General features: G+C 64.0%; 22 protein-coding genes. 7 read left to right on the forward strand and 15 right to left on the reverse strand.

All coding sequences use genetic code 11. The features are described 5' to 3' along the window. Positions 1 to 28: 28 nt before the first annotated feature. The 8 genes from ahcY to KB554_RS02870 form a co-directional block, all read right to left on the reverse strand. Positions 29 to 1,438, reverse strand: a complete 1,410-nt coding sequence (gene ahcY, locus KB554_RS02835) for an adenosylhomocysteinase (protein WP_141429320.1) — start codon at positions 1,436 to 1,438, stop codon at positions 29 to 31. Positions 1,439 to 1,493: 55 nt separating this feature from the next. Beyond that, positions 1,494 to 2,006 (reverse strand): riboflavin kinase, encoded by a 513-nt coding sequence (locus tag KB554_RS02840; protein ID WP_242116239.1) that lies wholly within the window; start codon positions 2,004 to 2,006, stop codon positions 1,494 to 1,496. Continuing rightward, a complete protein-coding gene (locus tag KB554_RS02845) occupies positions 2,006 to 3,112 on the reverse strand; it encodes an AI-2E family transporter (protein WP_211034904.1) in 1,107 nt (368 codons plus the stop codon). Before KB554_RS02845 ends, KB554_RS02840 begins: the two co-directional genes overlap by 1 nt. A 12-nt stretch (positions 3,113 to 3,124) precedes the next feature. Continuing rightward, positions 3,125 to 3,805: a phosphatidylserine decarboxylase family protein gene (locus KB554_RS02850; RefSeq protein WP_141429315.1), complete on the reverse strand. Its 681-nt coding sequence runs from the start codon at positions 3,803 to 3,805 to the stop codon at positions 3,125 to 3,127. 19 nt (positions 3,806 to 3,824) lie between these two features. Continuing rightward, entirely contained in the window at positions 3,825 to 4,685 is an 861-nt protein-coding gene (locus KB554_RS02855; protein ID WP_242116241.1) for a phosphatidate cytidylyltransferase, read from the reverse strand. Positions 4,686 to 4,722: 37 nt separating this feature from the next. Then, entirely contained in the window at positions 4,723 to 6,843 is a 2,121-nt protein-coding gene (gene ftsH, locus KB554_RS02860) for an ATP-dependent zinc metalloprotease FtsH (protein WP_141429313.1), read from the reverse strand. 9 nt (positions 6,844 to 6,852) lie between these two features. Further along, on the reverse strand, positions 6,853 to 7,203 hold the full coding sequence (gene rsfS / locus KB554_RS02865; protein WP_211034905.1) for a ribosome silencing factor: 351 nt from the start codon (positions 7,201 to 7,203) through the stop codon (positions 6,853 to 6,855). Between the two features lie 203 nt (positions 7,204 to 7,406). Next, on the reverse strand, positions 7,407 to 8,306 hold the full coding sequence (locus tag KB554_RS02870; RefSeq protein ID WP_211034906.1) for a hydrogen peroxide-inducible genes activator: 900 nt from the start codon (positions 8,304 to 8,306) through the stop codon (positions 7,407 to 7,409). A 271-nt stretch (positions 8,307 to 8,577) separates the two neighbouring features. Between KB554_RS02870 and trpS the strand changes: the two genes are divergently transcribed. From trpS to KB554_RS02895, 5 genes are all read left to right on the forward strand, one after another. Next, positions 8,578 to 9,705 (forward strand): tryptophan--tRNA ligase, encoded by a 1,128-nt coding sequence (gene trpS, locus KB554_RS02875; RefSeq protein ID WP_141429307.1) that lies wholly within the window; start codon positions 8,578 to 8,580, stop codon positions 9,703 to 9,705. 87 nt (positions 9,706 to 9,792) lie between these two features. Then, complete coding sequence (locus KB554_RS02880; RefSeq protein ID WP_211034907.1) at positions 9,793 to 11,574, forward strand: chloride channel protein; 1,782 nt, start codon at positions 9,793 to 9,795, stop codon at positions 11,572 to 11,574. Continuing rightward, the gene (locus tag KB554_RS02885; protein ID WP_211034908.1) at positions 11,571 to 11,909 is read left to right on the forward strand and encodes a PAS sensor protein; all 339 of its coding nucleotides are present in this window, start codon (positions 11,571 to 11,573) and stop codon (positions 11,907 to 11,909) included. The genes KB554_RS02880 and KB554_RS02885 overlap by 4 nt, the downstream gene beginning before the upstream one ends. Positions 11,910 to 12,020: 111 nt before the next feature. Next, positions 12,021 to 12,467 carry a hypothetical protein gene (locus tag KB554_RS02890; RefSeq protein ID WP_141429302.1) on the forward strand — a complete coding sequence of 149 codons (447 nt, stop codon included), beginning with the start codon at positions 12,021 to 12,023 and terminating at the stop codon, positions 12,465 to 12,467. Continuing rightward, entirely contained in the window at positions 12,457 to 12,657 is a 201-nt protein-coding gene (locus KB554_RS02895) for a helix-turn-helix transcriptional regulator (RefSeq protein ID WP_141429301.1), read from the forward strand. The genes KB554_RS02890 and KB554_RS02895 overlap by 11 nt, the downstream gene beginning before the upstream one ends. Positions 12,658 to 12,824: 167 nt before the next feature. On the opposite strand, the gene KB554_RS02900 is transcribed toward KB554_RS02895, so the two are convergent. From KB554_RS02900 to lon, 7 genes are all read right to left on the reverse strand, one after another. Further along, positions 12,825 to 14,813 (reverse strand): glycoside hydrolase family 97 protein, encoded by a 1,989-nt coding sequence (locus KB554_RS02900; RefSeq protein WP_211034909.1) that lies wholly within the window; start codon positions 14,811 to 14,813, stop codon positions 12,825 to 12,827. Between the two features lie 156 nt (positions 14,814 to 14,969). After that, entirely contained in the window at positions 14,970 to 15,935 is a 966-nt protein-coding gene (locus KB554_RS02905) for a KpsF/GutQ family sugar-phosphate isomerase (RefSeq protein WP_141429297.1), read from the reverse strand. Beyond that, a complete protein-coding gene (kdsA, locus tag KB554_RS02910) occupies positions 15,932 to 16,687 on the reverse strand; it encodes a 3-deoxy-8-phosphooctulonate synthase (protein ID WP_211034910.1) in 756 nt (251 codons plus the stop codon). The genes KB554_RS02905 and kdsA overlap by 4 nt, the downstream gene beginning before the upstream one ends. Before the next feature lie 88 nt (positions 16,688 to 16,775). Then, on the reverse strand, positions 16,776 to 17,528 hold the full coding sequence (gene kdsB / locus KB554_RS02915; protein ID WP_211034911.1) for a 3-deoxy-manno-octulosonate cytidylyltransferase: 753 nt from the start codon (positions 17,526 to 17,528) through the stop codon (positions 16,776 to 16,778). Next, on the reverse strand, positions 17,525 to 17,908 hold the full coding sequence (locus tag KB554_RS02920; protein ID WP_141429290.1) for an MmcQ/YjbR family DNA-binding protein: 384 nt from the start codon (positions 17,906 to 17,908) through the stop codon (positions 17,525 to 17,527). Before KB554_RS02920 ends, kdsB begins: the two co-directional genes overlap by 4 nt. Next, positions 17,905 to 18,417 (reverse strand): GNAT family N-acetyltransferase, encoded by a 513-nt coding sequence (locus KB554_RS02925; protein ID WP_211034912.1) that lies wholly within the window; start codon positions 18,415 to 18,417, stop codon positions 17,905 to 17,907. Before KB554_RS02925 ends, KB554_RS02920 begins: the two co-directional genes overlap by 4 nt. 25 nt (positions 18,418 to 18,442) lie before the next feature. Further along, entirely contained in the window at positions 18,443 to 20,872 is a 2,430-nt protein-coding gene (lon, locus tag KB554_RS02930) for an endopeptidase La (protein ID WP_211034913.1), read from the reverse strand. A gap of 116 nt (positions 20,873 to 20,988) precedes the next feature. Between lon and KB554_RS02935 the strand changes: the two genes are divergently transcribed. Beyond that, complete coding sequence (locus tag KB554_RS02935) at positions 20,989 to 23,616, forward strand: valine--tRNA ligase (protein ID WP_211034914.1); 2,628 nt, start codon at positions 20,989 to 20,991, stop codon at positions 23,614 to 23,616. Positions 23,617 to 23,769: 153 nt separating this feature from the next. Continuing rightward, on the forward strand, positions 23,770 to 24,234 hold the full coding sequence (gene rnhA, locus KB554_RS02940; RefSeq protein ID WP_141429283.1) for a ribonuclease HI: 465 nt from the start codon (positions 23,770 to 23,772) through the stop codon (positions 24,232 to 24,234). Positions 24,235 to 24,437: the final 203 nt, after the last annotated feature.

Here is a 24,437-nt window from a genome sequence, read left to right on the forward strand (position 1 = left end):
CAAGGGAAGCGGAATCTCCGCCGGGAGATCAATAGCGGTAGTGTTCGGCCTTGTAGGGTCCCTCCTCGGGAACGCCGATATAGTCGGCCTGCTTCTTCGTCAGGCGCGTGAGCTCCACGCCGAGGCTGGCCAGATGCAGCCGCGCCACCTCCTCGTCGAGCCGCTTGGGAAGGCGGTAAACACCCACCGGAAGTTTCTCCCGCCACAGCTCCATCTGCGCGAGGCACTGGTTCGTGAAGGAGTTTGACATGACGAACGACGGGTGGCCCGTGGCGCAGCCGAGGTTCACCAGACGCCCTTCGGCCAGAACGAAGATCGAATGCCCGTCGGGGAAGGTGAACTTATCGACCTGCGGCTTGATGTTGGTCTTCACGGCCGCCGACTTCTCGAGGCGCGCCATCTGGATTTCGTTGTCGAAGTGGCCGATATTGCAGACGATGGCCTGATCGCGCATCCGCTCCATGTGTTCGAGCGTGATGATGTCGCAGTTGCCCGTACACGTGACGAAGATATTGCCCTCGGGGAGCGCGCTCTCGACGGTCTTCACCTCGAAACCCTCCATGGCGGCCTGTAAGGCGCAGATCGGGTCGATCTCCGTGACGATCACCCGCGCGCCGTACGAGCGCATCGAGCGGGCGCAGCCCTTGCCCACGTCTCCGTAGCCGCACACGACGACGACCTTGCCCGCGATCATCACGTCCGTGGCGCGCTTGATGCCGTCGGCCAGCGACTCGCGGCAGCCGTAGAGGTTGTCGAACTTCGACTTGGTGCACGAGTCATTGACATTGATGGCCGGCACGAGCAGCTCGCCGGCCTCCTGCATCTGGTAGAGCCGGTGTACGCCCGTGGTGGTCTCCTCGCTCACGCCCCGCCACTCGTCCACGGTGCGGTGCCACTTCCGTCCGTCCTCCGCGAGAATCGTCCGAAGCGTCGAGAGAATCACCTCCTCCTCGTAGGACGAAGGGGTGCAGTCGAGCGTCGAGGCGTCGTTCTCGGCCCTGTATCCCTTGTGGATCAGCAGGGTGGCGTCGCCGCCGTCGTCCACGACGAGCTGCGGTCCCTTGCCGCCCGGAAACGAGAGGGCCATGGCCGTACACCACCAGTACTCGGGCAGCGTCTCGCCCTTCCAGGCGAAGACCGGAACGCCCGCGGCGGCGATGGCGGCCGCAGCGTGGTCCTGCGTCGAGAAGATGTTGCACGAGCACCAGCGCACGTCGGCGCCCAGCTCCACGAGCGTCTCGATCAGCACGGCCGTCTGGATGGTCATGTGCAGCGATCCCATCACGCGCACGCCCTTGAGCGGCTTGAGCGGCCCGTATTCCCGCCGCACGGCCATCAGGCCCGGCATTTCGTGTTCGGAGATCTCGATCTCCTTGCGGCCCCATTCGGCCAGCGACATGTCGGCGACCTTGTAGGGAAGCGTAGAATCCAAATACATAGCTTATCTGTTTTTTTTAACGAAGTTACTGCGATTCCGTTCCGGCAATCCGGCGTCACTCCCGCTCGCCGGCGATCTGCGCCAGCACCGTCTCCCGGTCCCGGGCGATCTGGGCGCGAAGCTCCCCGATCGAAGCGAAACGGCGCTCGTCGCGGATCTTTCCGAGCAACTCGACCCGCAGCCGCAGGCCGTACAGTTCGCCGCCGAAACCGAAAATATGCGTCTCCAGCCGCCGTTCGACGCCTCCGACCGAAGGGTTGCTGCCGAGGTTCGACATGGCGTCGAAAGTCCGCCCCCCGACCGTCGCACGCGTCCGGTAGACGCCGTCCGAAGCCCCGAAATGCTCCGGCACGGGCAGGTTGGCCGTCGGAAAACCCAGCTCGCGGCCGAGCCGGCGGCCGTGCTCCACCACCCCTTCGACGATCATGCCCGCGGCGTCCCGACCCGGAACATGCTGTTCCGGAGAGCCCCCTTCCGGGGCGCTCTGTCCCGGAACCGTCCGTTCCGCCTCCCTGCGCTCCGGGGCGGAAACCGCCGCCCGCACCCGCTCTTCCGACCGCTCCGCCATCAGATTTTCTCAGTCAATTTACGCACCAGCCGGAACTGGGAGAAGAACTCCTTGGCGAAGACGCGGAGGACCGTATAGGAGGGAATCGCCAGCAGCATGCCGAGGATGCCGGCCAGCGAGCCGGCGATCAGGATCACGAGAAAGATTTCGAGCGGATGGGCCTTCACGCGCTCCGAATAGAGCGTCGGTTGCAGCACGAAGTCATCCAGCCCCTTGAGGATCAGCAACGACCCGGCGATCACGAAGGCCGTATGCCCCACGGTCATCCCCTCGATGGGGGTCACGATGCCCACGAAGACCGAAAAGACGCCGCCGATGAGCGGGCCGGCATAGGGCACGACGTTCATCACGCCCATCACAAGACCGATGAACGCCGCGTCGGCCGCCTTCATCCCGAAGGCCATCATCGTAAGCGACACGGCGATCATGAGCAGCAGGCTCTCGGTGAGAATGCCCGTGAAGTAGCGCGCCAGCAGCACCGTGACCGAATCCAGCGCGCGCGTCAGATTTTCGCGGTAACGGTCGGGAAAAAGCGTGGTCACCATCGCGTAGAACAGCCCCTCGTCCTTGAGGAAGAAAAAGGTGATGAACGAAACGGAGAAGACGGAGATGACCGACGAGATAACGATGCCGACGATCGACGAGAAGACGCTGTTGAGCGACTCGAAGTCCACGACCTGCCGCAGCGTCCGCGTCAGCGCGTCGGGCAGCGAGAAGGAGCTGGAGGGCTGGGCGAAGAGCGACTGCAAGTAGTTCTGCGCCCGGGCGATCGGCTCCTCGATCGAAGCGACGACGGTGGCGAAATCGACGTGCGCCAACTGGTTGATCTTGTTGAAGACCAGCGGCACGAACAGCGAGCACAGCGTGGCGATCACCACCCAGATGACCACCAGCGCCGCAAAGGCCGCCAGCCAGCGGGGAATCCGCCAGCCCCGCACGTGCACGGCCGAAAGGCGCCGCACCAGCGGATTGCCCATGACGGCCAGCACGGCCGAAATGAGAATGTAAACGACGATCGACGAGAAGTACCAGACCAGGAAGAGCACGGCCGCAGCGGCGGCAGCGCCGGCAATGAACCGCAGGAAGGTCTGGGGAGTCTTTTTCATGGTCCGGGGCATTTATTCGGCCGGCTGCTTGCGCAGACGCGCGATGGGCGTCTGCGAGCCGACGACGGGATCGCCGATCTCGACGAGCAGTTCGCTGTCCTTCGGCACGAGCACATCGACGCGCGAACCGAACTTGATGAAACCGCAGACGCTGTTCTGTTCGACGGCATGGCCCACCTTCATATAGGAGATGATCCGGCGCGCGATCAGTCCGGCGATCTGCCGGAAAAGCACCTGCTGGCCCGAAGGCATCCGCACCACGGTCGTCGTGCGCTCGTTCTCGGTGGAGGATTTGGGATGCCACGCCACCAGAAACCGGCCCGGATGGTACTTGAAGTACTCCACCTCGCCGCCTACGGGAACCCAGTTCATGTGGATATTGGTGATGGACATGAAAATCGAAATCTGCAACATCTCGCGGCCCAGATACTCGGTCTCCCGCACGTTCTCCGTGACGACCACGCGGCCGTCGCAGGGGGCGAAGACCAGGTCGGCATCGTGGATGCGCACGCGCCGCGGCTCGCGGAAGAACGCCACGATGAAGAACCAGAAGAGCAGCAGGAACGCCGTGCCGACCCACAGGAGCACTTCGCTCGCATCGCTCTCGAGCAAATGGTAAAAGAGCCACCAGATCAGCACGCACACGACGCCCGAGATTCCGATGATTTTGTAGCCTTCCTTATTTATTCTCATATCCGAAATCGGTTTGCAGTTACATTACGATAAGCATATACACCAGCACGAAAGGCGCCGAAAGCAGCATGGCGTCGAAACGGTCCAGTACGCCGCCGTGGCCGGGAATGAGCCGTCCCGAATCCTTGACGCCCGCGGCCCGCTTGAACATCGACTCGGCCAGATCGCCCAACACGGCCGTCGAGGCGGCGACGAGCGCCAGCCCGACCCAGGCGGCGTAACCGCCGCCCGACACGTGCGCCGCGGCGAGTCCCAGCGCGACGGCCCCGGCCAGTCCGCCGAAGAACCCTTCCCACGACTTCTTGGGCGAAAGGCGTTCGCAGAGGCGGTGCCGCCCGCAGGTCATCCCCACCAGGTAGGCGAAGACGTCGTTGGCCCAGACGATGAAAATGTAGAAGAGCACGGGCCGGGGACACCACCCCTCGCCTGCCAGCACCGGAATATAGCACATCAGCGAGAAGGGCAACGCCACATAGACGACGCCCAGCAGCGTCACGCCGATGTCGGCGGCCGGATTCTCCCGCCCGCGGAACAGTTCGCAGACGAGCGTCACGGGCAGCAGCAGGAGCACGAACGCGAGGCCCCACTCCAGCCACGGGCTGTCGCCGAGCACGACATAGCCCCGCCCGAAGGCGATGCACCAGGCGAAATAGAAATTGAGCGCGAAGAGCGCGAGTCCCGTGACCGTACCGATCACGCGCTGGGGCGCTCCGCCCCGCTTTTCGGCCAAACCGTAAAACTCCGCCATGCCGGCCACGAGCAGCAGTACCAGCAACGCGCCGAAACTCCACACCGACCAGATCACCGCGCCGAGCACCACCGCGCCGAGCACGATACCGCTCAACGTGCGCACTCCGAGGTTCTTCATCTTGTCACTCATCCGTCTGTCGAGGTTATTTGGATTTGCAGATTCGCAGCTATTTCCCGCCGGATTTCCCCGAGGCGGCGGTTTCGGACACCTTCTCCGAAGCGGCTCCGGACGCCGCCGGACCGGCCGGTTCCGAAACCGCGGAACCGGTTCCCGGGACCGCAGCGCCTGACGTCTCCTCCGCGGCCGGCTGCGGAACATTCCCGGCGGCATTGCGTTCCGCCGCGGCCTTCGCCTCGGCTTCGCGGCGCTCCCGCTCGATGTCCTTCTTGCGTTTGCCGAAGATGCGCTCGACGTCCTCGGTGAAGACCACCTCGCGCGAAAGGAGCAGTTCGGCCAGCTCCTTCACGCCGTCGGCGTGTTCCCGCAGCACCTTCTCGGCCATGGCATAGGCCTGTTCGATCACGCGCCTGGCCTCGGCGTCGATCTGCTGGGCCGTCAGTTCCGAATAGGGTTTGGTGAAGGCCATGTCGCTCTGCCCCGTCGAATCGTAATAGGAGAGCGTGCCCACGTTCTCGCTCATGCCGTAGTAGGCCACCATGGCGTAAGCCTGCTTGGTGACGCGCTCCAGATCGTTCAGCGCCCCGGTCGAGACCTCGCCGAAGGTGAGCTGCTCCGACACGCGGCCGCCGAGCGTGGCGGCCAGCTCGTCCATGAGCTGCTCGCGCGTGGTGATCTGCCGCTCCTCGGGCAGATACCACGCCGCCCCGAGGGCCTTGCCGCGCGGGATGATCGTCACCTTGATCAGCGGGCTGGCGTTCTCGAGAATCCAGCTCACGGTGGCGTGTCCCGCCTCGTGGTAGGCGATCACGCGCTTCTCCTCGTCGGTGATGATCTTGTTCTTGCGCTCCAGACCGCCCACGATGCGGTCGATGGCGGCCAGGAAATCCTCCTTGGCGATGAATTTCTTGTTATGCCGCGCGGCGATGAGCGCCGCCTCGTTGCAGACGTTGGCGATGTCGGCGCCCGAGAAGCCGGGAGTCTGGCGCGCCAGGAACGAACGGTCGAGGTCCGGATCGAGCTTGAGCGGCCGCAGGTGCACCTCGAAAATCTCCTCGCGCTCCTTGACGTCGGGAAGCCCGACTTCGATCTGGCGGTCGAAACGGCCGGCACGCATGAGCGCCTTGTCCAGAATGTCGGCGCGGTTCGTGGCCGCGAGGACGATGACGCCCGTATTGGTCTGGAAGCCGTCCATCTCGGTCAGCAACTGGTTGAGCGTGTTCTCGCGCTCGTCGTTGCCGGAGAATCCGGCGTTCTTGCCGCGGGCGCGGCCGATGGCGTCGATCTCGTCGATGAAGACGATGCACGGCGCCTTCTGCTTGGCCTGCTCGAAAAGGTCCCTCACGCGCGACGCGCCCACACCGACGAACATCTCCACGAAATCCGAACCCGAAATCGAGAGGAACGGCACGTTGGCCTCGCCGGCCACGGCTTTGGCCAGCAGCGTCTTGCCCGTTCCCGGAGGGCCCACGAGCAGCGCGCCTTTCGGTATCTTCGCGCCCAGCTCCTTGTACTTGTCGGCCTTCTTGAGGAAATCGACGATCTCCATGATCTCGACCTTGGCCTCCTCCAGTCCGGCGACGTCCTTGAAGGTCACGCGCCGGGAGTTGTCCTTGTCGAAGACCTGCGCCTTGGCCTTGCCGACGTTCATGATGCCTCCGCCGCCCCCGGCGCCCGCTCCGCGCGACATGGAGCGCATGATGAAGAACCACGCGCCGATGATGACCACCCACGGCAGCAGGTTGATGAGCAGCGACGTCCAGTCGTTCTTCTCGTTCTTATAGACGACGGGAACCGTATGGCCCGAGCGCTGCTCGGCGGCGCTCAGATCCTCGCGGAACGAATCGACGGACCCGATGGTGAAGAACAACTGCGCACCGTTCTCGGGAATCCGTGCGTACTGCCTGTTCTCCGCGTCGTTGCGGTACTTCCCGATCGCCTCCTTCCGGAGAAAGACCTGCGCCTGGTCGCGGTTCACGACCTGAATGCGCTCCACCTCGCCCTGCTCGACCATCCGTTCGACAGAGGTCCAGTCACTGGGCTGCGGGGCGTCGTTCCCGCCCCCCATGACGGCCCAGCCGATGATAAAAACGGCGGCCAGTCCGTAAAGCCAGAAATAGGAGGGCCGCGGCATGTTCATTCTATTGTTGTTCTTCCGTTGTTGTGCCATAAATCAAATTCACGCTTCGTATTCGTACTTCACCATCGGCGCATCGGCCCACAGCTCCTCGAGCTTGTAGAAACCGCGCAGATCGGTCTGGAAAATGTGCACCACCACGTCCACATAGTCCATGGCGATCCAGAGGGCGTTCTGCTGTCCCTCGACGCGCCACACCTTCTCGCCCAGCGTTTCGAGCACCTTCTCCTCGATGCCGCCGGCGATGGCCGCCACCTGCGTGGTGGAATCGGCGTTGCAGACGACGAAATGCGAACAGATCGCCCCGTCGAACCCCGAGAGGTCCAGCGATACAATATTCTTACCTTTTTTATCTTCAATCGCGCTGACGATCGTTTCGATCAGTTTATTCATAAAAATCCGTTACGGGTCTATAACCTTGCAAAGGTACGAAAGATTATCCGGATTTGAAAATTATGGATTGCAAAATAGGAGCAGCCGGAGAAAAAAGCGGCCATGCCGGGCAACGCACGGCCGTGCCGTCGGGCGGCATGGCGGACGGGCGGACAGGCCGCATCTGTCCGGCAGAGAGACGAAGCGGACCGACGGGGCCGCCGTCAGGTCCGGGCCGCCGGGACGTTCGCCAGAATCGTGTCCGTCAGGGCCCTGATGATCGAATTCTTGACATAGGTGCGCCGCACGGCGACGGCGATCTTGCGCGAAGTGGCTCCCTTGGCGATGGTCTTCAGCCGGTCGCGGCGATCGGCGGGGATGTACTCCACGGCCATCTCCGGAACGATCGTCAGACACGAGGTGCAGTCCACGATGCGCATGAGCGTATCGAGCGACCCCGACTCGAAGGTGTAGTGCGAAGGCATCGAACGGCGGGCCTGGCACAGCTCGATGATCTGGTCGCGCATACAGTTTCCGGGACTCAGAATCACCAGATCCTTCAGGTCGATGTCCTCGATGCGGATGTTCGACCGCTCGAAAAGCGGGTTCTCGGGCGACACGTAGGCATAGAAGCGGTCGCTGAAAAGCTCCTGCTCGGTGATCCCCTCGCCGCAGGTCCCGCTGGCCACCAGCGCGGCGTCGATCCGGTCGCGCTTGAGGGCCTCGACGATGTCGGAAGTGATCATCTCCGAGATTTCCAGCTCGACCTTCGGGTAGTCGCGCACGAAGGCGGGGATGAACTTGTGCAGCAGGTAAGGCGCGATGGTCGGAATGACTCCCAGCCGCAGTTTGCCCGCCGTCTCGCCCTTCAGCTCCGAAACCGCCTCGCGGATGCAGTTGTAGGCCTTGAGCGTCTCGCGGGCCTTCCCGATCACGACCTCGCCCGCCTCGGTCGGAATGACGGGCTTCTTCGAACGGTCGAGCAACACCACGCCCAGTTCCTCTTCGAGGGCCTTGACCTGCATGCTCAGCGAGGGCTGCGTCACGAAACAGTGCTCGGCAGCCTGGGAAAAACTGCCGCAGTTGGCCACCGCCAGCAGGTATTCGAGTTGGATTATAGTCATAGCAGCGCGTTATTTCGCAGGGCGAATATATAAAAAAAAACTATATCCGCCAACTTTATTAGGCCGCGCGCGCGGATTTTCGTATGTTTGTCCGATGAATCCACCGCGAAGCGGCGGCGAAACCCCGTCCCGGCCCGTCGGAAAGGCGACGGAGAAGGGATACGACGACGACCGGACGACCGCTCCGGCGGGACCGTCCCGACCCGGACAGAAGCTCCGGACCGCATACGCTTCGCCATACATAAACGAAACACGACCGCTGAAAAACGCTATGGGAAAAATCATTCTTACCGGCGACCGCCCCACGGGCCGGCTCCATCTGGGGCATTACGTCGGATCGCTGCGCCGCCGCGTCGAATTGCAGAACTCGGGCGAATTCGAGCGCATATTCATCATGATCGCCGACGCACAGGCGCTCACGGACAATGCGGACAATCCCGAAAAGGTGCGGCAGAACATCGTGGAGGTGGCGCTCGATTACCTCTCGGCGGGTCTCGACCCGGCGCGTTCGACGCTCTTCATCCAGTCGCAGGTCCCCGAACTGTGCGAACTGGCGTTCTACTACATGAATCTGGTGACGGTGCAGCGCCTCCAGCGCAATCCGACCGTAAAGGCCGAAATCACGCTCCGCGGCTTCGCCGAAGGGGCGGCCGAGGGCGACACGACGCAGCGGCAGGGCATTCCCGTGGGATTCTTCACCTACCCCATCAGCCAGGCGTCGGACATCACGGCCTTCAAGGCCACGACCGTTCCGGCGGGCGAAGACCAGGAACCGATGATCGAACAGACGCGCGAGATCGTCCACAAGTTCAACTCCGTCTATGGCCAGACACTCGTCGAGCCGGAGATCCTGCTGCCCGACAACGCCGCCTGCATGCGCCTGCCGGGAACCGACGGCAAGGCCAAGATGTCCAAGTCGCTGGGCAACTGCATCTACCTTTCGGACACGGCCGAGGAGGTCAGGAAGAAGGTCATGGGCATGTACACCGACCCCGACCACCTGCGCGTGGAGGACCCGGGCAAGGTCGAGGGCAACACGGTCTTCACCTACCTCGACGCCTTCTGCCTCCCGGAGCATTTCGGACGCTACCTGCCCGAATACGCCTCGCTCGACGAGCTGAAGGCCCACTACCGCCGCGGCGGACTGGGCGACGTGAAGGTGAAACGGCTGCTCATCGCCGTACTGAACGAGACGCTCGACCCGATCCGCGCCCGCCGCAGGGAGTACGAGAACCGCATCGGCGAAGTGTACGAAATCCTCCGCGCCGGCTCCGAAAAGGCCCGCGCGACGGCCGCCGAGACGCTCCGTGAAGTGCGCCGCGCCATGAAGATCGACTACTTCGACGACCGGGAGCTGATCGAGGAGCAGGCCCGGCACTACGCCGCGAAGGGCGAATAGCGCGGAATCGCCGGGAGCGGCGCCGGAACCGGAGGGGCGGCCTCCGGAACGCCGCCCCGGACCGCACACGTTTAAAGACCGAGAACCATGCAGATCCGTACCGACCGCATCTACCGCATGTTCCTCCGCCTGACGCGGAGGCTGTCGAACCGCCAGATGATGATGCTTCTGGCCGTGGCGGTCGGTGCGCTCGCCGGAGTGGGCACCTATCTGTTCGAAATGCTCCTCTACGGCATCCGGAACGGGCTCACGCACTGGTTTCCGGTGGACAGCGCGCACGTGCTGCTGCTATTCTACCCCGCCGTCGGCATCATCCTGGCCACGCTTTTCGTCAAATACGTCGTCCGCGACAACATCTCGGAAGGCGTCACGCGCGTGCTCTACGCCATGTCGAGCCGCAACTCGCGCATCGCACGGCACAACTGCTGGACCTCGGTCGTGGGAGGCGCCACGACGATCGGATTCGGCGGATCGGTCGGTCCCGAGGCCCCGATCGTGCTGACCGGAGCGGCCATCGGCTCGAACGTCGGACGGCTGGCCCGGCTCAACTACAAGAACACCACGCTGCTGCTCTGCTGCGGCGCGGGCGCGGCGCTGGCCGCCATCTTCAAGGCCCCGATCACGGGCGTGGTCTTCGTGCTGGAGATCCTGATGCTCGACATCACCGCCGGCTCGGTCATCCCGCTGCTCATCGCCTCGATCACCGCGACGACCATGGCCTTCATGCTACGCGGCTTCGACCCGATTCTGGCCGTGACGCTGGCTCCGGAGGACGCCTTCGAACTGTGGCAGATTCCGCTCTTCATCCTGCTGGGCGTGCTGTGCGGCCTGATGGCATGGTACTTCACCTCGATGAACTCGCGCGTCGGCGGCTTCTTCAAAGGCATCGACAGACAGTGGAAAAAATGGATGTGGGGCGGCGCCATTCTCGGCGTGCTCATCTTCATCTTCCCGCCCCTCTACGGCGAAGGATACGAAGGATTCACCGCCCTGATGCACGGCAATACGCAGGTGCTGTTCGACAACTCGCTCTTCTACCGCTTCCGCGACATCGACTGGGTGGTGATCCTCTTCATCATCGCCACCATGTTCTTCAAGGTGATCGCCATGGCCTCCACCAACGCCGCGGGCGGCGTGGGCGGAACCTTCGCCCCGTCGCTGTTCGTCGGCGCGTTCACCGGGGCGACGCTGGCGCTCGTCTGCAACATGCTCTTCCAATGGAACGTCTCGGTGGTCTCGTTCACGCTCGTCGGCATGGCGGGCGTCATGTCGGGGGTGATGAACGCCCCGCTCACCTCGATCTTCCTCATAGCCGAACTGTCGAACGGCTACGGACTGTTCATTCCCCTGATGATCACGGCCTGCATCTCGTTCGCCGTGGACTACTACCTCGATCCCGACTCGATCTACACCAAACAACTGCGCCAGCGGGGCGAACTGCTCACGCACGACAAGGACCAGTCGGTGTTCGTCTTCCTCAAACTCGACGAGCTGATGGAGACCGACTTCCTGCGCATCAAGGAGAACATGACGCTGGGCGACATCGTGCACATCATCTCGACGGCCCGCCGCAACATCTTTCCCGTGATCGACAACTTCGGGCGGCTGCTGGGCGTGGTGCAGCTCGACGACCTGCGCGAGGACATGTTCAAGCCCGAAAAGTACGGACGGCCGATCTCGGACTACATGATCGCCCCGCCCGACCGGATCCTCGAGCACGAGTCGATCATGAGCGTCATGGAGAAATTCGAGGACAAACACACGTGGATGCTGCCCGTGGTGGACAAGAAGAACCGCTACCTGGGCTTCATCTCCAAATCGCGCATCCTGAACGCCTACCGCGAACAACTGGTGAAAATACAGCAATGACGACGAACGAATGGAACTGCCCCTGGGCCGACGAGACGGACTGCGCCGTGACGGTCTGCGACACGGAGGGGACCGTGCTCTACCAGAATGCCCGCTCGGCGGCGGTGAACGGCGACGTGCGCGGCCGTTCGCTCATCCCCTGCCACAACGAACGCTCGCGCGCCGTCATCCGGCGTCTGCTCGAAGAGGGCGGGCGGAACATCTACACGATCGAGAAACGGGGCGTACGGAAACTGATCTACCAGACCGTCTGGCGCCGCGAAGGGCGGATCGGCGGACTGGTCGAATTTTCGCTGGAAATCCCCGCCGAACTGCCCCACTATGTCCGGGACTGATTTTTTAGTCGCGTATATTTGCATAAATGTAAAATAAACTTTACATTTGCAAAGCGGACGGGAGTCGTGCGCACCTCCTACGGTCCGCAAACACGCAAAAAACGAAATCCTATGGACAAAATTCTGTTGTTTCCCCACGGATGCCGGAAAATCGGGTGGGGACTTTTCATTCCCGCGGCCCTGCTGGGGGTGCTGATGCTGTTCGACGGTCTCAACGGGTTTCCCTCGTTCCTGCTGCCCGGTGCGGCAGAGGCGGGCGAAACATTGGATGCGGTCTGCAACAACGCCGTCATCGTCGGACTGCTCGCCGGAACGCTTCTCATCGCCTGCTCGCGCGAACGGATCGAAGACGAAGGGATCGGCCGCATCCGCCTCAATGCGCTGCTCGCGGCACTCTATGCGAACTGCGCGGCCGTCGCCGCCGCGGCGCTCGTCACGTACGGGGCCGAATTTCTGGACATCATGATCTACAATCTGTTCACCCTGCCGCTGCTCTTTCTCCTGATTTTCCGCTGGCAGTTGAGGCGGTACGCAAAGGAGGCTGCCGATGAAGAATAGAATCCGCGTGGAACGCGCCGAAGTGCGCATGACCCAGCAACAACTGGCCGATGCGGTCGGAGTCAGCCGCCAGACGGTGAATGCCGTCGAGACCGGAAAGTTCGTCCCCTCGACGCTGCTGGCGCTCAAGATCGCCCGGACCTTCCGCAAACCCGTCGAGGCGATCTTCGCCCTCGAAGAGGGAGAGTGATCCGTATCGCCCGGACCGCACACTCCGGCGACACGAAACGTCCGCCCCTGCCGATGCGATTCGGCAGGGGCGTTTTATCCGGATTTCCCGCGTTTCCATACGTCAGTGCGCCGGTCGAAACCGCCTGCACACCGTGCGCGCAGCGGCCCGCCCCATTCCGCGAAACGTCACAGCGGCAGGAAAGAAATCGCCTGTCCGCCGCCGGGCGCCAGCACGACGTCGATCGCATCGGCCGAGGTGACGTAGCGCACCGAGACGTCGCAGGCCGTGGGGTCGGTCCGCCAGTCGGCGTCCGGCGCATCGGCGTAAATCGCCGCCTCGTAGGTCACCTCCGGCTCCAGAAAGTCCAACTCGAAATGCAGCGTGCGGGGCCGCTCGTTCGTCGCGGCCCCGAAATAGAACCGGTCGCCGGCACGGCGCACGACGACGACGTATTCGCCCGGCTCGCCCGCCAGCGCACGCGACCAGTCGCAGTCGGGATCGAAGTCGCGGAAGAATCGGAAAGCCGGGTGGCCTTCATAATGCTCGATCCTGTCCGACGCCATCTGCAACGGCGAATAGAGAATCACCCAGTCGGCGATCTGTCCGGCGAGGGTCGAATTGACGCGCATCCCGGCCTCCTCCCCGCAGTCCCGGAGACCGAAGCGCACCGAGTCGCGCGCGCACTCGCTGAGAATATCGAACGTGCCGGACGCACAGCCCATCGGACCGGCCAGCAGGCGCGTGAAGGGCAGCATCACGCCGTGCGACGGCGGACCGCCAGCACACCGGGCGTCCCCGCAGCCGTACGAGCGCGTCATCATGTTGGGCCACGTGCGGCGGATGCCGCAGTCCTTGACCGGCTCGCGCATATCGACCGTCATGTAGTGCCGGGCCGCCGCCTCGACGATCCGCCGGCAATGACGCACGCCGTATTGGCTGCGGCGGGAGCAACCGTCGGGGAGCGTCCCCGAAAAATCCGTCATAAGGTTGTGCATGCCCAGCCCGGCGTACCGCATGAGCGCCGAATCGAGCTGCCGCCCGCATCCCGAAACGCAGTCGTCCGTCCCGCGGCAACCGATCAGTTCGATACCCAGGTCGCGGGCATATCCGGCGATCGCGGCGATGTCGAAATCCCGGTAAGGCCCGCAGCAGTCGGAACACCGCGCGCTGTCCCGCGCCTCCCGGCCTTCGCTCCGCCCGATCAGCACGGCGTCGATCCGGTTGTCGGCGGCGAATTCGAGGTAACGCTTGACCTGTTCGGTCGCCGCATCGTACCGCTCTTCCGCCGTCCGGGAGTCGGACTCCGAAGGCGTCGGCCACCGGACACCGATGCACTTCATCGGCCGTATCCACTCCGTGTCCCCGATCTTCGAGGGTTCGTTCAGATTCAGGATCAGCGAGGAGTTGATGAGTCCCACGGCTTCGGAAGCCAGATGCACGGTGCGCCACGGCGTGACGAAACGTCCCGCGACACGCGCCTTCGTCCCGTCGGGCAGCGGCGCGAGGTCGCACCGGAAGGCGAGCGAATCGCACCGGCGGAGCGTCATCTCGGGATAGTCGTACAGCGCAGCTTCGTGGATGCTGCCGTAAAGCCCCGCGACGCGGAACGTCGCCGGAGTGTCGGCGTCCCCGAGGTCGCGCAGGGGCATCGCACGGCAGAGCGGCTCGCAGACGCCCGAATCCGCGGGAACGGTCCACGTGTCGCCGTCCGCGGCGAAGCGGAACTCGGTCAGCTCGCCGGTGACGACGAGCGAATCGCACGCCGGAACCTCGTACTCGTAGCGGAAGCCCAGACCGTCGTCGAAGAGGCGGAAACGCATCGTGAGGCGCACCTCGCCGCCGCGGTGCAGCGCGACGGTCATCTCGTTGTAGCGGCTGCGGTTGCGCTTGTTCTCGCCCCACGGCTGGGTCCACTCCTCATCGACAGAGGCGTATTCGGCCCCGTCCACCCGGAAATCGTGCGCGAGGTCCGCCTCCGCGGCCTCCAGACCGAGCAGCGAAGGTCCGAAAAGCGGACGGTCGCCGACCGAGACCGTATAGCGCATTTCGCCGCTCTTCCTGTCCGCGGCGAACTTCAGACGGATCGAACCGTCGGGCGAGGAGACCTCGGTTTTCGGCGTGCAGGCGAGCGTCGTACAGCAGACGAACGCCGCCCAGAGGAGTTTCTGCATCATGCGGGAACAATTCGGTTAGGTAGAACTCGGGTATATCGGGGCCGCGGCATCAGTATCCGCACACTGCCGGAAACGACCGGCCGCGGCAGCGCAGGTCCGCGGTTCCGACAAATATAATGCAAAGGAACCGGATTCCCGCCGTGCGAAGACAAAAACTTACAGTTTGATGTCGTAAATCTGGATGACGCCCGTCAGTCTGCCATCGTCGCCGGTCACCAGCAGCGAGGTGATCTTGTTGCGCGTCATCACGCGCTCGGCCTCGATGAGCTTCTCCCCGGCGCCGATCGTCTTGGGATGCGGCGTGGCGATGTCGCGGGCGCGGATATTGAAGAAGTCGGCCTTCAGACGCTCCATCGCGCGGCGCACGTCGCCGTCGGTCACGATGCCTTCGATGCGGTCGCCCTCGCAGACGACGATCAGTCCCAGTCCGCCCTTCGAAATGGTGTGGATCATCTCCACCACCGAACAGTCGGGCGAGACGACCGGCAGATCGTGGTCGCGCATGACGTTGCCCACGGTCATCAGCAGGCGCCGTCCGAGGCTTCCGCCCGGATGCAGGCGCGCGAAATCGACGCTCGTGAAGCCGCGCTGCTGCATGAGCGACACGGCCAGCGCATCGCCCATGGCGATCTGCGCCGTGGTCGAGGTGGTCGGCGCGAGGTGCAGGATGCAGGCCTCCTCCTCGACCCCGACGTTCAGGTGCACGTCGGAGTTGCGGGCCAACGCCGAGTCGTCGTTGCCGGTCATCGAGATCAGCCGGTTGCCGTTGGAGTGGATGAAGGGGACGATCTTCAGGATCTCGTCGGTCTCCCCCGAATAGGAGAGCGCCAGGATGACGTCCTCCTTCGAAATCATGCCCAGGTCGCCGTGGAACGCCTCCCCCGGATGCAGGAAGAAGCTCGGCGTGCCGGTCGAGGCGAACGTCGCCGCGATCTTGCGCCCGATGAGGCCCGATTTGCCCATGCCCGTAACGATGCATTTGCCGCGGCCGGCGAGAATCAGCTCCACGGCTTCGGCGAAGGCGTCGCCGAGGGTCTGTTCGAGGTGTCCGAGCGCCAGCATCTCGGTATGCACGGCCCGGCGGGCCACCGCGAGAATCTGCGCCTTGGTGGTATCGGTCATTGTATGAGTTTTTTGATGAGGTTTTCCAGATCGTCCAGCCGCAGCATGTTCGGGCCGTCGCTCAGGGCGCGGTCCGGATCGGGATGCACTTCGAAGAAGTAGCCGTTGGCTCCGAACGCCCGGGCCGCGAGGGCCATCGAGGGCACGAACTCGCGGTTGCCGCCCGTCTTGCCGCCCGCCGCGCCGGGACGCTGCACCGAATGCGTGCAGTCCATCACCACGGTGGAGGCGATGCGCAGCATGTCGGGGATGTTGCGGAAATCGACCACGAGGTTGTTATAGCCGTAGATGTTGCCGCGCTCGGTGAGCCACACCTCCCGGGCACCCGCCTCCACGGCCTTCTCATAGGGGTAGCGCATGTCCTCGCCGGAGAGGAACTGCGCCTTCTTGACATTCACCGTGCGGCCGGTCTTCGCCGCCGCGACGAGCAGATCGGTCTGGCGGCAGAGGAACGCCGGAATCTGGATCACGTCCACCACCTCGCCCGCGGGCGCGGCCTGCCACGCCTCGTGGATGTCGGTCAGCAGCTTCAGCCCCCATTTGGCCCGCACGTCGGCGAGCATCCGCAGCCCCCTGTCGATCCCCGGGCCGCGGAACGAGGCGATCGAGGTGCGGTTGGCCTTGTCGAACGACGCCTTGAAGACGATCTCCGTCCCCAGCCGGCGGTTGATCGCGACGAGCCGCTCGGCCACCGCGTCCAGCAGTTCGGCCGATTCGATGACGCAGGGTCCTGCGATGAATTTCGGATTCATGGATATTTCAATGTTTTGTCCGGCTCCCCCCCCTATCGCCTCCCCGCGCATCGCAGGGACGATGCGGCGGCGGGATCCGCCGGGTCTGTCATTCGAACTGTTTCAAAAAAGCCTCGGCGCGCACCAGATCTCCGGGCGTGTCGATCCCGACGGTCTCGGCGTCGCTCACCCCCACGCCGATCCGGAAGCCGTTCTCCAGCCAGCGCAACTGTTCGAGCGACTCGGCCCCTTCGAGCGGCGAAGGCGGCAGCGCCGTCACGGCCCGCAGCGCCTCGGTGCGGAAGGCGTAGATTCCGATGTGCTTGTAAAACGTATGCCGCGCGAGCCACTCCTCGCGCGGCACGCCGCGCAGGTAGGGAACCACCGACCGCGAGAAATAGAGCGCCCGCGAATGCGCGTCGAGCACCACCTTCGGCGAATTGGGATTCTCCAGCGCAGCGAATCCGTCTTCGGGCGCGAAGGGCCTGACGAGCGTGGCGATGTCGGTCCCGGGGTCGTCGAAGCAGCGCATCAGGGTCTCGAGCTGCGAAGCACGGACGAAGGGCTCGTCGCCCTGCACGTTCACCACCGCGTCGAACGCCCCGCCGATCCGGTCGTAAGCCTCCCGGCAGCGGTCCGTGCCGCTCCTATGGTCGGGGGAGGTCATCACCACCCGCCCGCCGAAGGCGAGCACCGCCTCGCGGATGCGCTCGTCGTCCGTGGCCACCGCCACGTCGTCCAGCACCCCTGCTACCTGTTCGTAAACCCGCCGGATGACGGGTTTGCCGCCCAGCAGGGCCAGCGGCTTCCCGGGAAAGCGCGTCGAGGCGTAGCGCGCCGGGATGATTGCGATGAATTTCATGGCTCTATCCGTTCCGCGAGGGCGCTCCGCTGCCGTTTCGTCAGCTTCGCCTCCGCGAGTTCATACGATTTGCGCACCATCTCCAGCAGCACGCCGTCGGGCACGTCGCTGTCGAAACGCACGCTGATCCAATGCCGCTTGTCCATGTGCCACCCGGGGCCGACGCCCTCGTAGCGTTCGCGCAGGGCCCCGATCTCCTCCGGGGCGCACCGCAGCGTGCAGAAATCGAACGCCTCGGCATTCACGAAGCAGAACCACTTGTCCGCCACGTAAAACACGAGCAGATTGCGGTCGTAGTCCGACGACGCCTTTCCGAAAGGAAAGTCGTCGTGCGCACCCGGCAGGGAGAGGCAGAAGTTCCGGAACTCTTCGATATTCATAATATATGCAGTTCGTTCGTTTCGCCGGAACCGCAGAAGGGCTCCAGCGCTTTGCTCATCCTGTAATTCGTCAGCTCCAGACGGCGGGCCCGCCGCCGCTGCTTCGCATCCACCCGGAAGCCCTGCCGCTCGAAGAATCCCCGGGCCGTTTCGCTGACCTCCGACGCGATCCGCACGGCCCCCGCCTCCCGGGCGAACCGTTCGACGGCGGCATAGAGCGCCGTGGCCACTCCGCACCGCTGGAAATCCTTGTGAACGAAGAGCATGTGCATATACCCCTCTCCGTCCGCGGAGGCGAATCCCGTCATCTTCCCTCGCGCATCCTCGGCCACGAAGCAACGCTGCCGGGCGAACAACTCCCGCCAGCGCGTCTCCCCTTCGCCGCACGACACCCAGTCGGCGACCTCTTCGGCCGTATAGTCCCGCCGATTGACGGAGAGCACCGTTTCGCGGAACAGCAGCCGCATCGCGGGGATGTCGGACACGAGGGCCGGACGGATACGGAACATGGCGCTCACGGTTCGGTCGGTCGTGTTACTCCAGCGCCAGACGCAGCACCTCGTCGTTGGTCCGCACGTAGTGGAACGTGAGGCCCTCGACGTATTCGGGCTTGATCTCGGCGATGTCCTTGCGGTTCTCCTCCGAGAGGATCAGCTCGGTGATGCCGGCGCGCTTGGCCGCGAGAATCTTCTCCTTCACCCCGCCCACGGGCATCACCCGTCCGCGGAGGGTCGTCTCGCCCGTCATGGCGATCCGCTCCTTCACCTTACGGCCCGTGTAGGTCGAAACGATCGACGTGACCATCGTGATGCCGGCCGAGGGGCCGTCCTTCGGAATCGCTCCCTCGGGAACGTGGATGTTGATGTCGTTCTTCTCGAACGCCTCGGGATCGATGCCCAGCTCCTCGTGGTGGGCCATCACCCACTCGTGGGCGATCGTCGCCGACTCCTTCATCACGGCGCCCAGGTTGCCCGTGAGGCTCACCTTGCCCTTGCCGGGCGTCAGCACCGACTCGATATAGAGGATGTCGCCGCCCACCTCGGTCCAGGCCAGGCCCGTCACGACGCCCGTCATGCCGCCCACCTCGTACTGTTCGCGGAGGAACTTGGGCATGCCGAGAATCCGCTCCACGTCCTTCTCCCCGATCTCGGGGGCGAACGCCTCGTCGAAGGCGATCTGCTTGGCGCGGGCGCGGGCGATCTTCGCCAGCAGCTTGTCGAGCGAGCGCACGCCGGCCTCGCGCGTGTAGGAGGCGATGACGTGCTCGACCACAGCGGGAGTCATCACGAGCTCGCCCTCCTTGATGCCGTGGGCCTCACGCTGCTTGGGCAGCAGGTGGTCCAGGGCGATGCGCACCTTCTCCTCGAGCAGGTAACCCGGGATGTTTATCATCTCCATGCGGTCGCGCAGCGCCGGGGCGATGTTGCCCACGTTGTTGGCCGTGGCGATGAAGAGCACCTTCGACAGGTCGTACTCCATGTCGATGTAGTTGTCGTGGAAGGTGGTGTTCTGCTCCGGGTCGAGCACCTCCAGGAGCGCGCTCGACGGATCGCCGTGGTTCGAGACCGTCACCTTGTCCACCTCGTCGAGGATAATGACCGGATTGGACGACCCGCAGCGCTTGATGGTCTGAATGATGCGGCCCGGCATGGCGCCGATGTAGGTGCGGCGGTGTCCGCGTATCTCCGACTCGTCGTGCAGGCCGCCCAGCGAGATGCGGCCGAACTTGCGGCCCAGCGCCGCGGCCACGGACTTTCCGAGCGAGGTCTTGCCCACGCCCGGAGGGCCGTAGAGGCAGAGGATGGGGGATTTCAGGTCGCCCTTGAGCTTGATGACGGCCAGATGCTCCAGCAGGCGCTCCTTCACCTCGTCCAGCCCGAAGTGGTCGCGGTCCAACTGTTCGCGGGCGCACTTCAGGTCGAGGTTGTCCTGCGTCACGTCGTTCCACGGCAGCTCCAGCAGCAGTTGGAGGTAGGTCATCTGCACCGAATACTCGGCCACGGCGGGATTCAGCCGCTCGACCTTCTGCAACTCCTTCTCGAAGGTCTCGCCCACCTCCTTGGGCCAGTTCTTCTTCCTGGCCTCCTCGCGCATCCTCTCGATGTCGGCGTCGGCGCCGTCGCCCAGCTCGTCCTGGATCGTGCGCATCTGCTGCTGGAGGTAGTAGTCGCGCTGCTGCTTGTCGATCTCCTGCTTGACGCGCTCCTGAATCTGGTTCTTCAGCTCGGCGAGCTGCTGTTCGCGGATCAGTATCTCGAGCAGCTTGCGGGCGCGGGCCAGCAGGCCGGGAGCCTCCAGCAGCGACTGGCGGTCCTCGTCGGTCAGCTCCATGTTCGAACAGATGAAGTTGATGATGCCGCGCTTGGAGTCGATGTTCTTGATGGCGAAGGCCGCCTCCTTGGGCATCGTCGGCGAGACGTTGATGATCCCCAGCGCCACGTCGCGGATCGAGTCCACGAGGGCCTCGAACTCGATGCTCTTCAGATCGGGCGTCGAATCGCGCAGCGCCATGACGCGGGCCTTGAAGTAAGGCTCCGTGGTCACGTACTCCGTGATCTCGATCTTTTCCAGCCCGTTCAGGATCACCGTCAGGTTGCCGTTGGGCATTTCGAGTATCTTGATGATGCGCGCCGCCGTTCCGACCTTGTACATGTCGTCCGGCGAGGGGTCTTCGACTTCGCTCTCGCGCTGCAGCACGGCGCCCAGGATGCCGCCTTCGGCATTCACGGCGCGCACGAGCGAGATGCTCTTGTCGCGCCCGACCGTGATCGGGGTGATCGCGCCGGGGAAGAGCACCGACGAACGCAGCGTCAGAATGGGGATGATCTCCGGAACCTCGACCTGCTCGACGGTCTCGTCGCCGCCCGTCACGATCGGGATCACGCGGTGTTTTCCGTCCAGCAATTCGGGCACGAGGTTCGCGTCGTCCGCCTCGATGGTTTCGATTTTATCTTTTTTACTCATAGTTTACTTTGATATAATGGTGCAAAGGTAACGATTTTTCACGGATTTTATTTTAAGTTTGGCAGATTGTTAATAACTTTGCCATCCTGAAAACTCAAGCAAAACCCTGTTGCACTATGCAAATCGCAGACAAATATTCGCCCCGCGAGATCGAGAGCAAATGGTACGACTACTGGACCGGACACCGCCTGTTCCACTCGGAACCCGATCAGCGCGAACCCTATACGATCGTCATTCCGCCCCCCAACGTGACGGGCATGCTCCACATGGGGCACATGCTCAACAACACGTTGCAGGACGTGCTGGTGCGCCGCGCCCGCATGTCGGGCAGGAACGCCTGCTGGGTCCCCGGCATGGACCACGCGTCGATCGCCACGGAGGCCAAGGTCGTGGCGATGCTCCGCGAACGGGGCATCGAGAAGTCGCAGCTCACGCGCGAGGAGTTCCTCCGCTACGCCTGGGAGTGGAAGGAGAAGTACGGCGGCGTGATCCTCAAGCAACTGCGCAGGCTGGGCGCCTCGTGCGACTGGGAGCGCACGTGCTTCACGATGGACGAGACGCGCACCGAGAGCGTCATCCGCGTCTTCTGCGACCTCTACGACAAGGGGAAGATCTACCGCGGCGTGCGGATGGTGAACTGGGACCCCGCGGCGCAGACCGCCCTGTCGGACGAGGAGGTCGTCTTCAAGGAGTCGCACGGCAAGCTCTACTACCTGCGCTACAAGGTCGAGGGCACGGACCGGACGATCGTCGTCGCCACGACACGCCCCGAAACGATCCTGGGCGACACGGCCCTGTGCGTCAATCCCGGCGACCCGCGCTACGCATGGCTGCCGGCCGACGCACGCGTCGTCGTGCCGCTGGTGGGCCGTTCGATCCCGGTGATCCGCGACGAATACGTGGACATCGAGTTCGGCACGGGCGCGCTGAAGGTGACCCCGGCGCACGACGTGAACGACTACATGCTGGGCGAGAAGTACGGCCTGGAGACCATCGACATATTTAACGACGACGGCACGATCAACGACAAGGTGGGCATGTACGCGGGTCAGGACCGCTTCGACGTGCGCAGGCAGATCGAAAAGGACCTCGCCGGAGCGGGGCTGCTCGAAAAAACCGAGGAGTACACCAACAACGTGGGCTACTCGGAGCGCACGGGCGTGGCCATCGAACCGAAACTCTCGATGCAGTGGTTCCTCTCGATGGGCGAGCTGGCCGGTCCGGCGACGAAAGCCGTCATGGAGGACGCGATCCGCTTCGTGCCCGAGAAATACAAGAATACCTACCGGCACTGGATGGAGAACATCAAGGACTGGTGCATCTCGCGCCAGTTGTGGTGGGGACAGCGCATCCCGGCCTATTACCTTCCGAAGGGCGGCTTCGTGGTGGCCCCGACGGCCGAGGAGGCGCTGGAGAAGGCCCGCGCGAAGACGGGCGACGCCTCGCTGAAAGCGGCCGATCTCCGGCAGGACGAGGACGTGCTCGACACGTGGTTCTCGTCGTGGCTCTGGCCAATCTCCGTGTTCGACGGCATCCGCAACCCCGGCAACAGGGAAATCCGCTACTACTACCCCACCGACGATCTGGTGACCGGCCCGGACATCATCTTCTTCTGGGTGGCGCGGATGATCATGGCCGGCTACGAATACCGGCAGGAGAAGCCCTTCGAAAACGTCTATTTCACGGGCATCGTGCGCGACAAGATCGGCCGCAAGATGTCCAAGCAGTTGGGCAACTCGCCCGATCCGCTGGACCTGATTGCCCAATACGGCGCCGACGGCGTGCGCATGGCCATGCTCATCTCCTCGTCGGCGGGCAACGACGTGATGTTCGACGAGGCGCTCTGCGAGCAGGGCCGCAACTTCGGCAACAAGATATGGAACGCCTACCGGCTGGTGAACGGCTGGACGACGGACGCCGCCGCGGCGCAGAGCGAGAACGACCGCCTGGCCGTGGAGTGGTTCGACCAGGCGATGGGCCGCTCGCTGCGCCAGATCGCCGAGGATTTCCGGTCCTACCGCATCTCGGAGGCTTTCAAGGAGGCGTACCGCCTCTTCTGGGACGACTTCAGCGGCCTGTACCTCGAAACGGTGAAGCCCGCCTACGGGCAGCCGACCGACCCGCGGACGATGGAGGCCACGAAGGGATACTTCGATGCGCTGATGCGCCTGCTGCACCCCTTCATGCCGTTCGTCACGGAGGAGATCTGGCAGGCGCTCGCCCCGCGCGCCGAAGGGGAGTCGATCTGCGTGGCACCGATGCCGGAGCCGTGCGCCGAACGGCCGGAGACGCTCGCCCGCTTCGAGCTGGCGAAGGAGGTCGTGTCGGCGGTGCGCAACATCCGCAACCAGAAGAACCTGCCGCAGAAGGAGGCGCTCGCGCTGCACGTCATCGCCGACGGGAACTACCCGGCGGAATACGCCCCCGTCATGCGGAAACTGGCCAACCTTTCGGCCATCGAAACCGTCGCGGAGAAGGATCCCGCGGCCGCGGCGTTCCTCGTCAAGACGACGCAGTACTTCGTCCCGATGGAGGGCCGGATCGACGCCGAGGCCGAACGCGCGAAGCTGCGCCGCGACCTCGAATACTACGAGGGATTCCTCGCATCGGTGATGAAGAAGCTCTCGAACGAGCGCTTCGTGCAGTCGGCGCCCGAGAAGGTCGTCGCCAACGAACGCGCCAAGCAGGCCGACGCCGAGGCGAAGATCGCGGCGATCCGCGAACAACTGGAGGCGCTCGCCTGAAAAAAACGGTCCGTCCCGAAGCACCCGTTTCGGGACGGGCGCTTCGGAACGGGCCCCCGCAGCGGACGCGGCGGCATGCCGCGACACAAGACACAAACCGCCGAACGTCCCGGAAACCGGCGAGCGGACGGCATACGCACAGCACGAGAGAATTTGCCAGCGATCACGATCTATACGGACGGCTCGGCCCTCGGAAACCCCGGGCCGGGAGGTTACGGCGCGGTGCTCCTCGCAGGACCGCACCGCAAGGAGCTGTCGCAGGGTTACCGCCTGACGACCAACAACCGCATGGAGCTCACGGGCGTCTGCGCGGCGCTCGAGGCGCTCCGGTTCGACGGATCGGAAGTGGTGATCTACTCCGATTCGAAGTACGTCGTGGACGCCGTTACGAAGGGGTGGGTCTTCGGCTGGGAGAAGAAGGGATTCGCGGGAAAGAAGAATCCCGACCTCTGGAGGCGGTTCCTGCGGGCATACCGGCGTCACCACGTCCGTTTCGTCTGGGTCAAGGGGCACGCCGAGACGGTGGAGAACAACCGCTGCGACTTCCTGGCCGTCGCCGCGGCCAACGACGCCGCGCACCGGATCGAGGACACGGGCTACGAGGCCGAAGGCCGCTGACCGGAAGGAAAGGAGCCGCCGGCAGAAAGAGTCCCGGACGGGAACCGCGGACAGGGAGCTGTGAACGGAACCGGCGGACGGGGCCTGTGCATCCGGCCGGAGCGGAGGATGTCCGTCCCGGCGGCACAATTCGCCGAAATTTCGCCTTTTTCTCGGTTTTCGAGTTTATTTTCCTATCTTTGCGCCGATTATTGCGCAACCAC

It is taken from the genome of Alistipes sp. Marseille-P2263, from assembly GCF_018101075.1.
Taxonomy (GTDB): domain Bacteria; phylum Bacteroidota; class Bacteroidia; order Bacteroidales; family Rikenellaceae; genus Alistipes; species Alistipes dispar.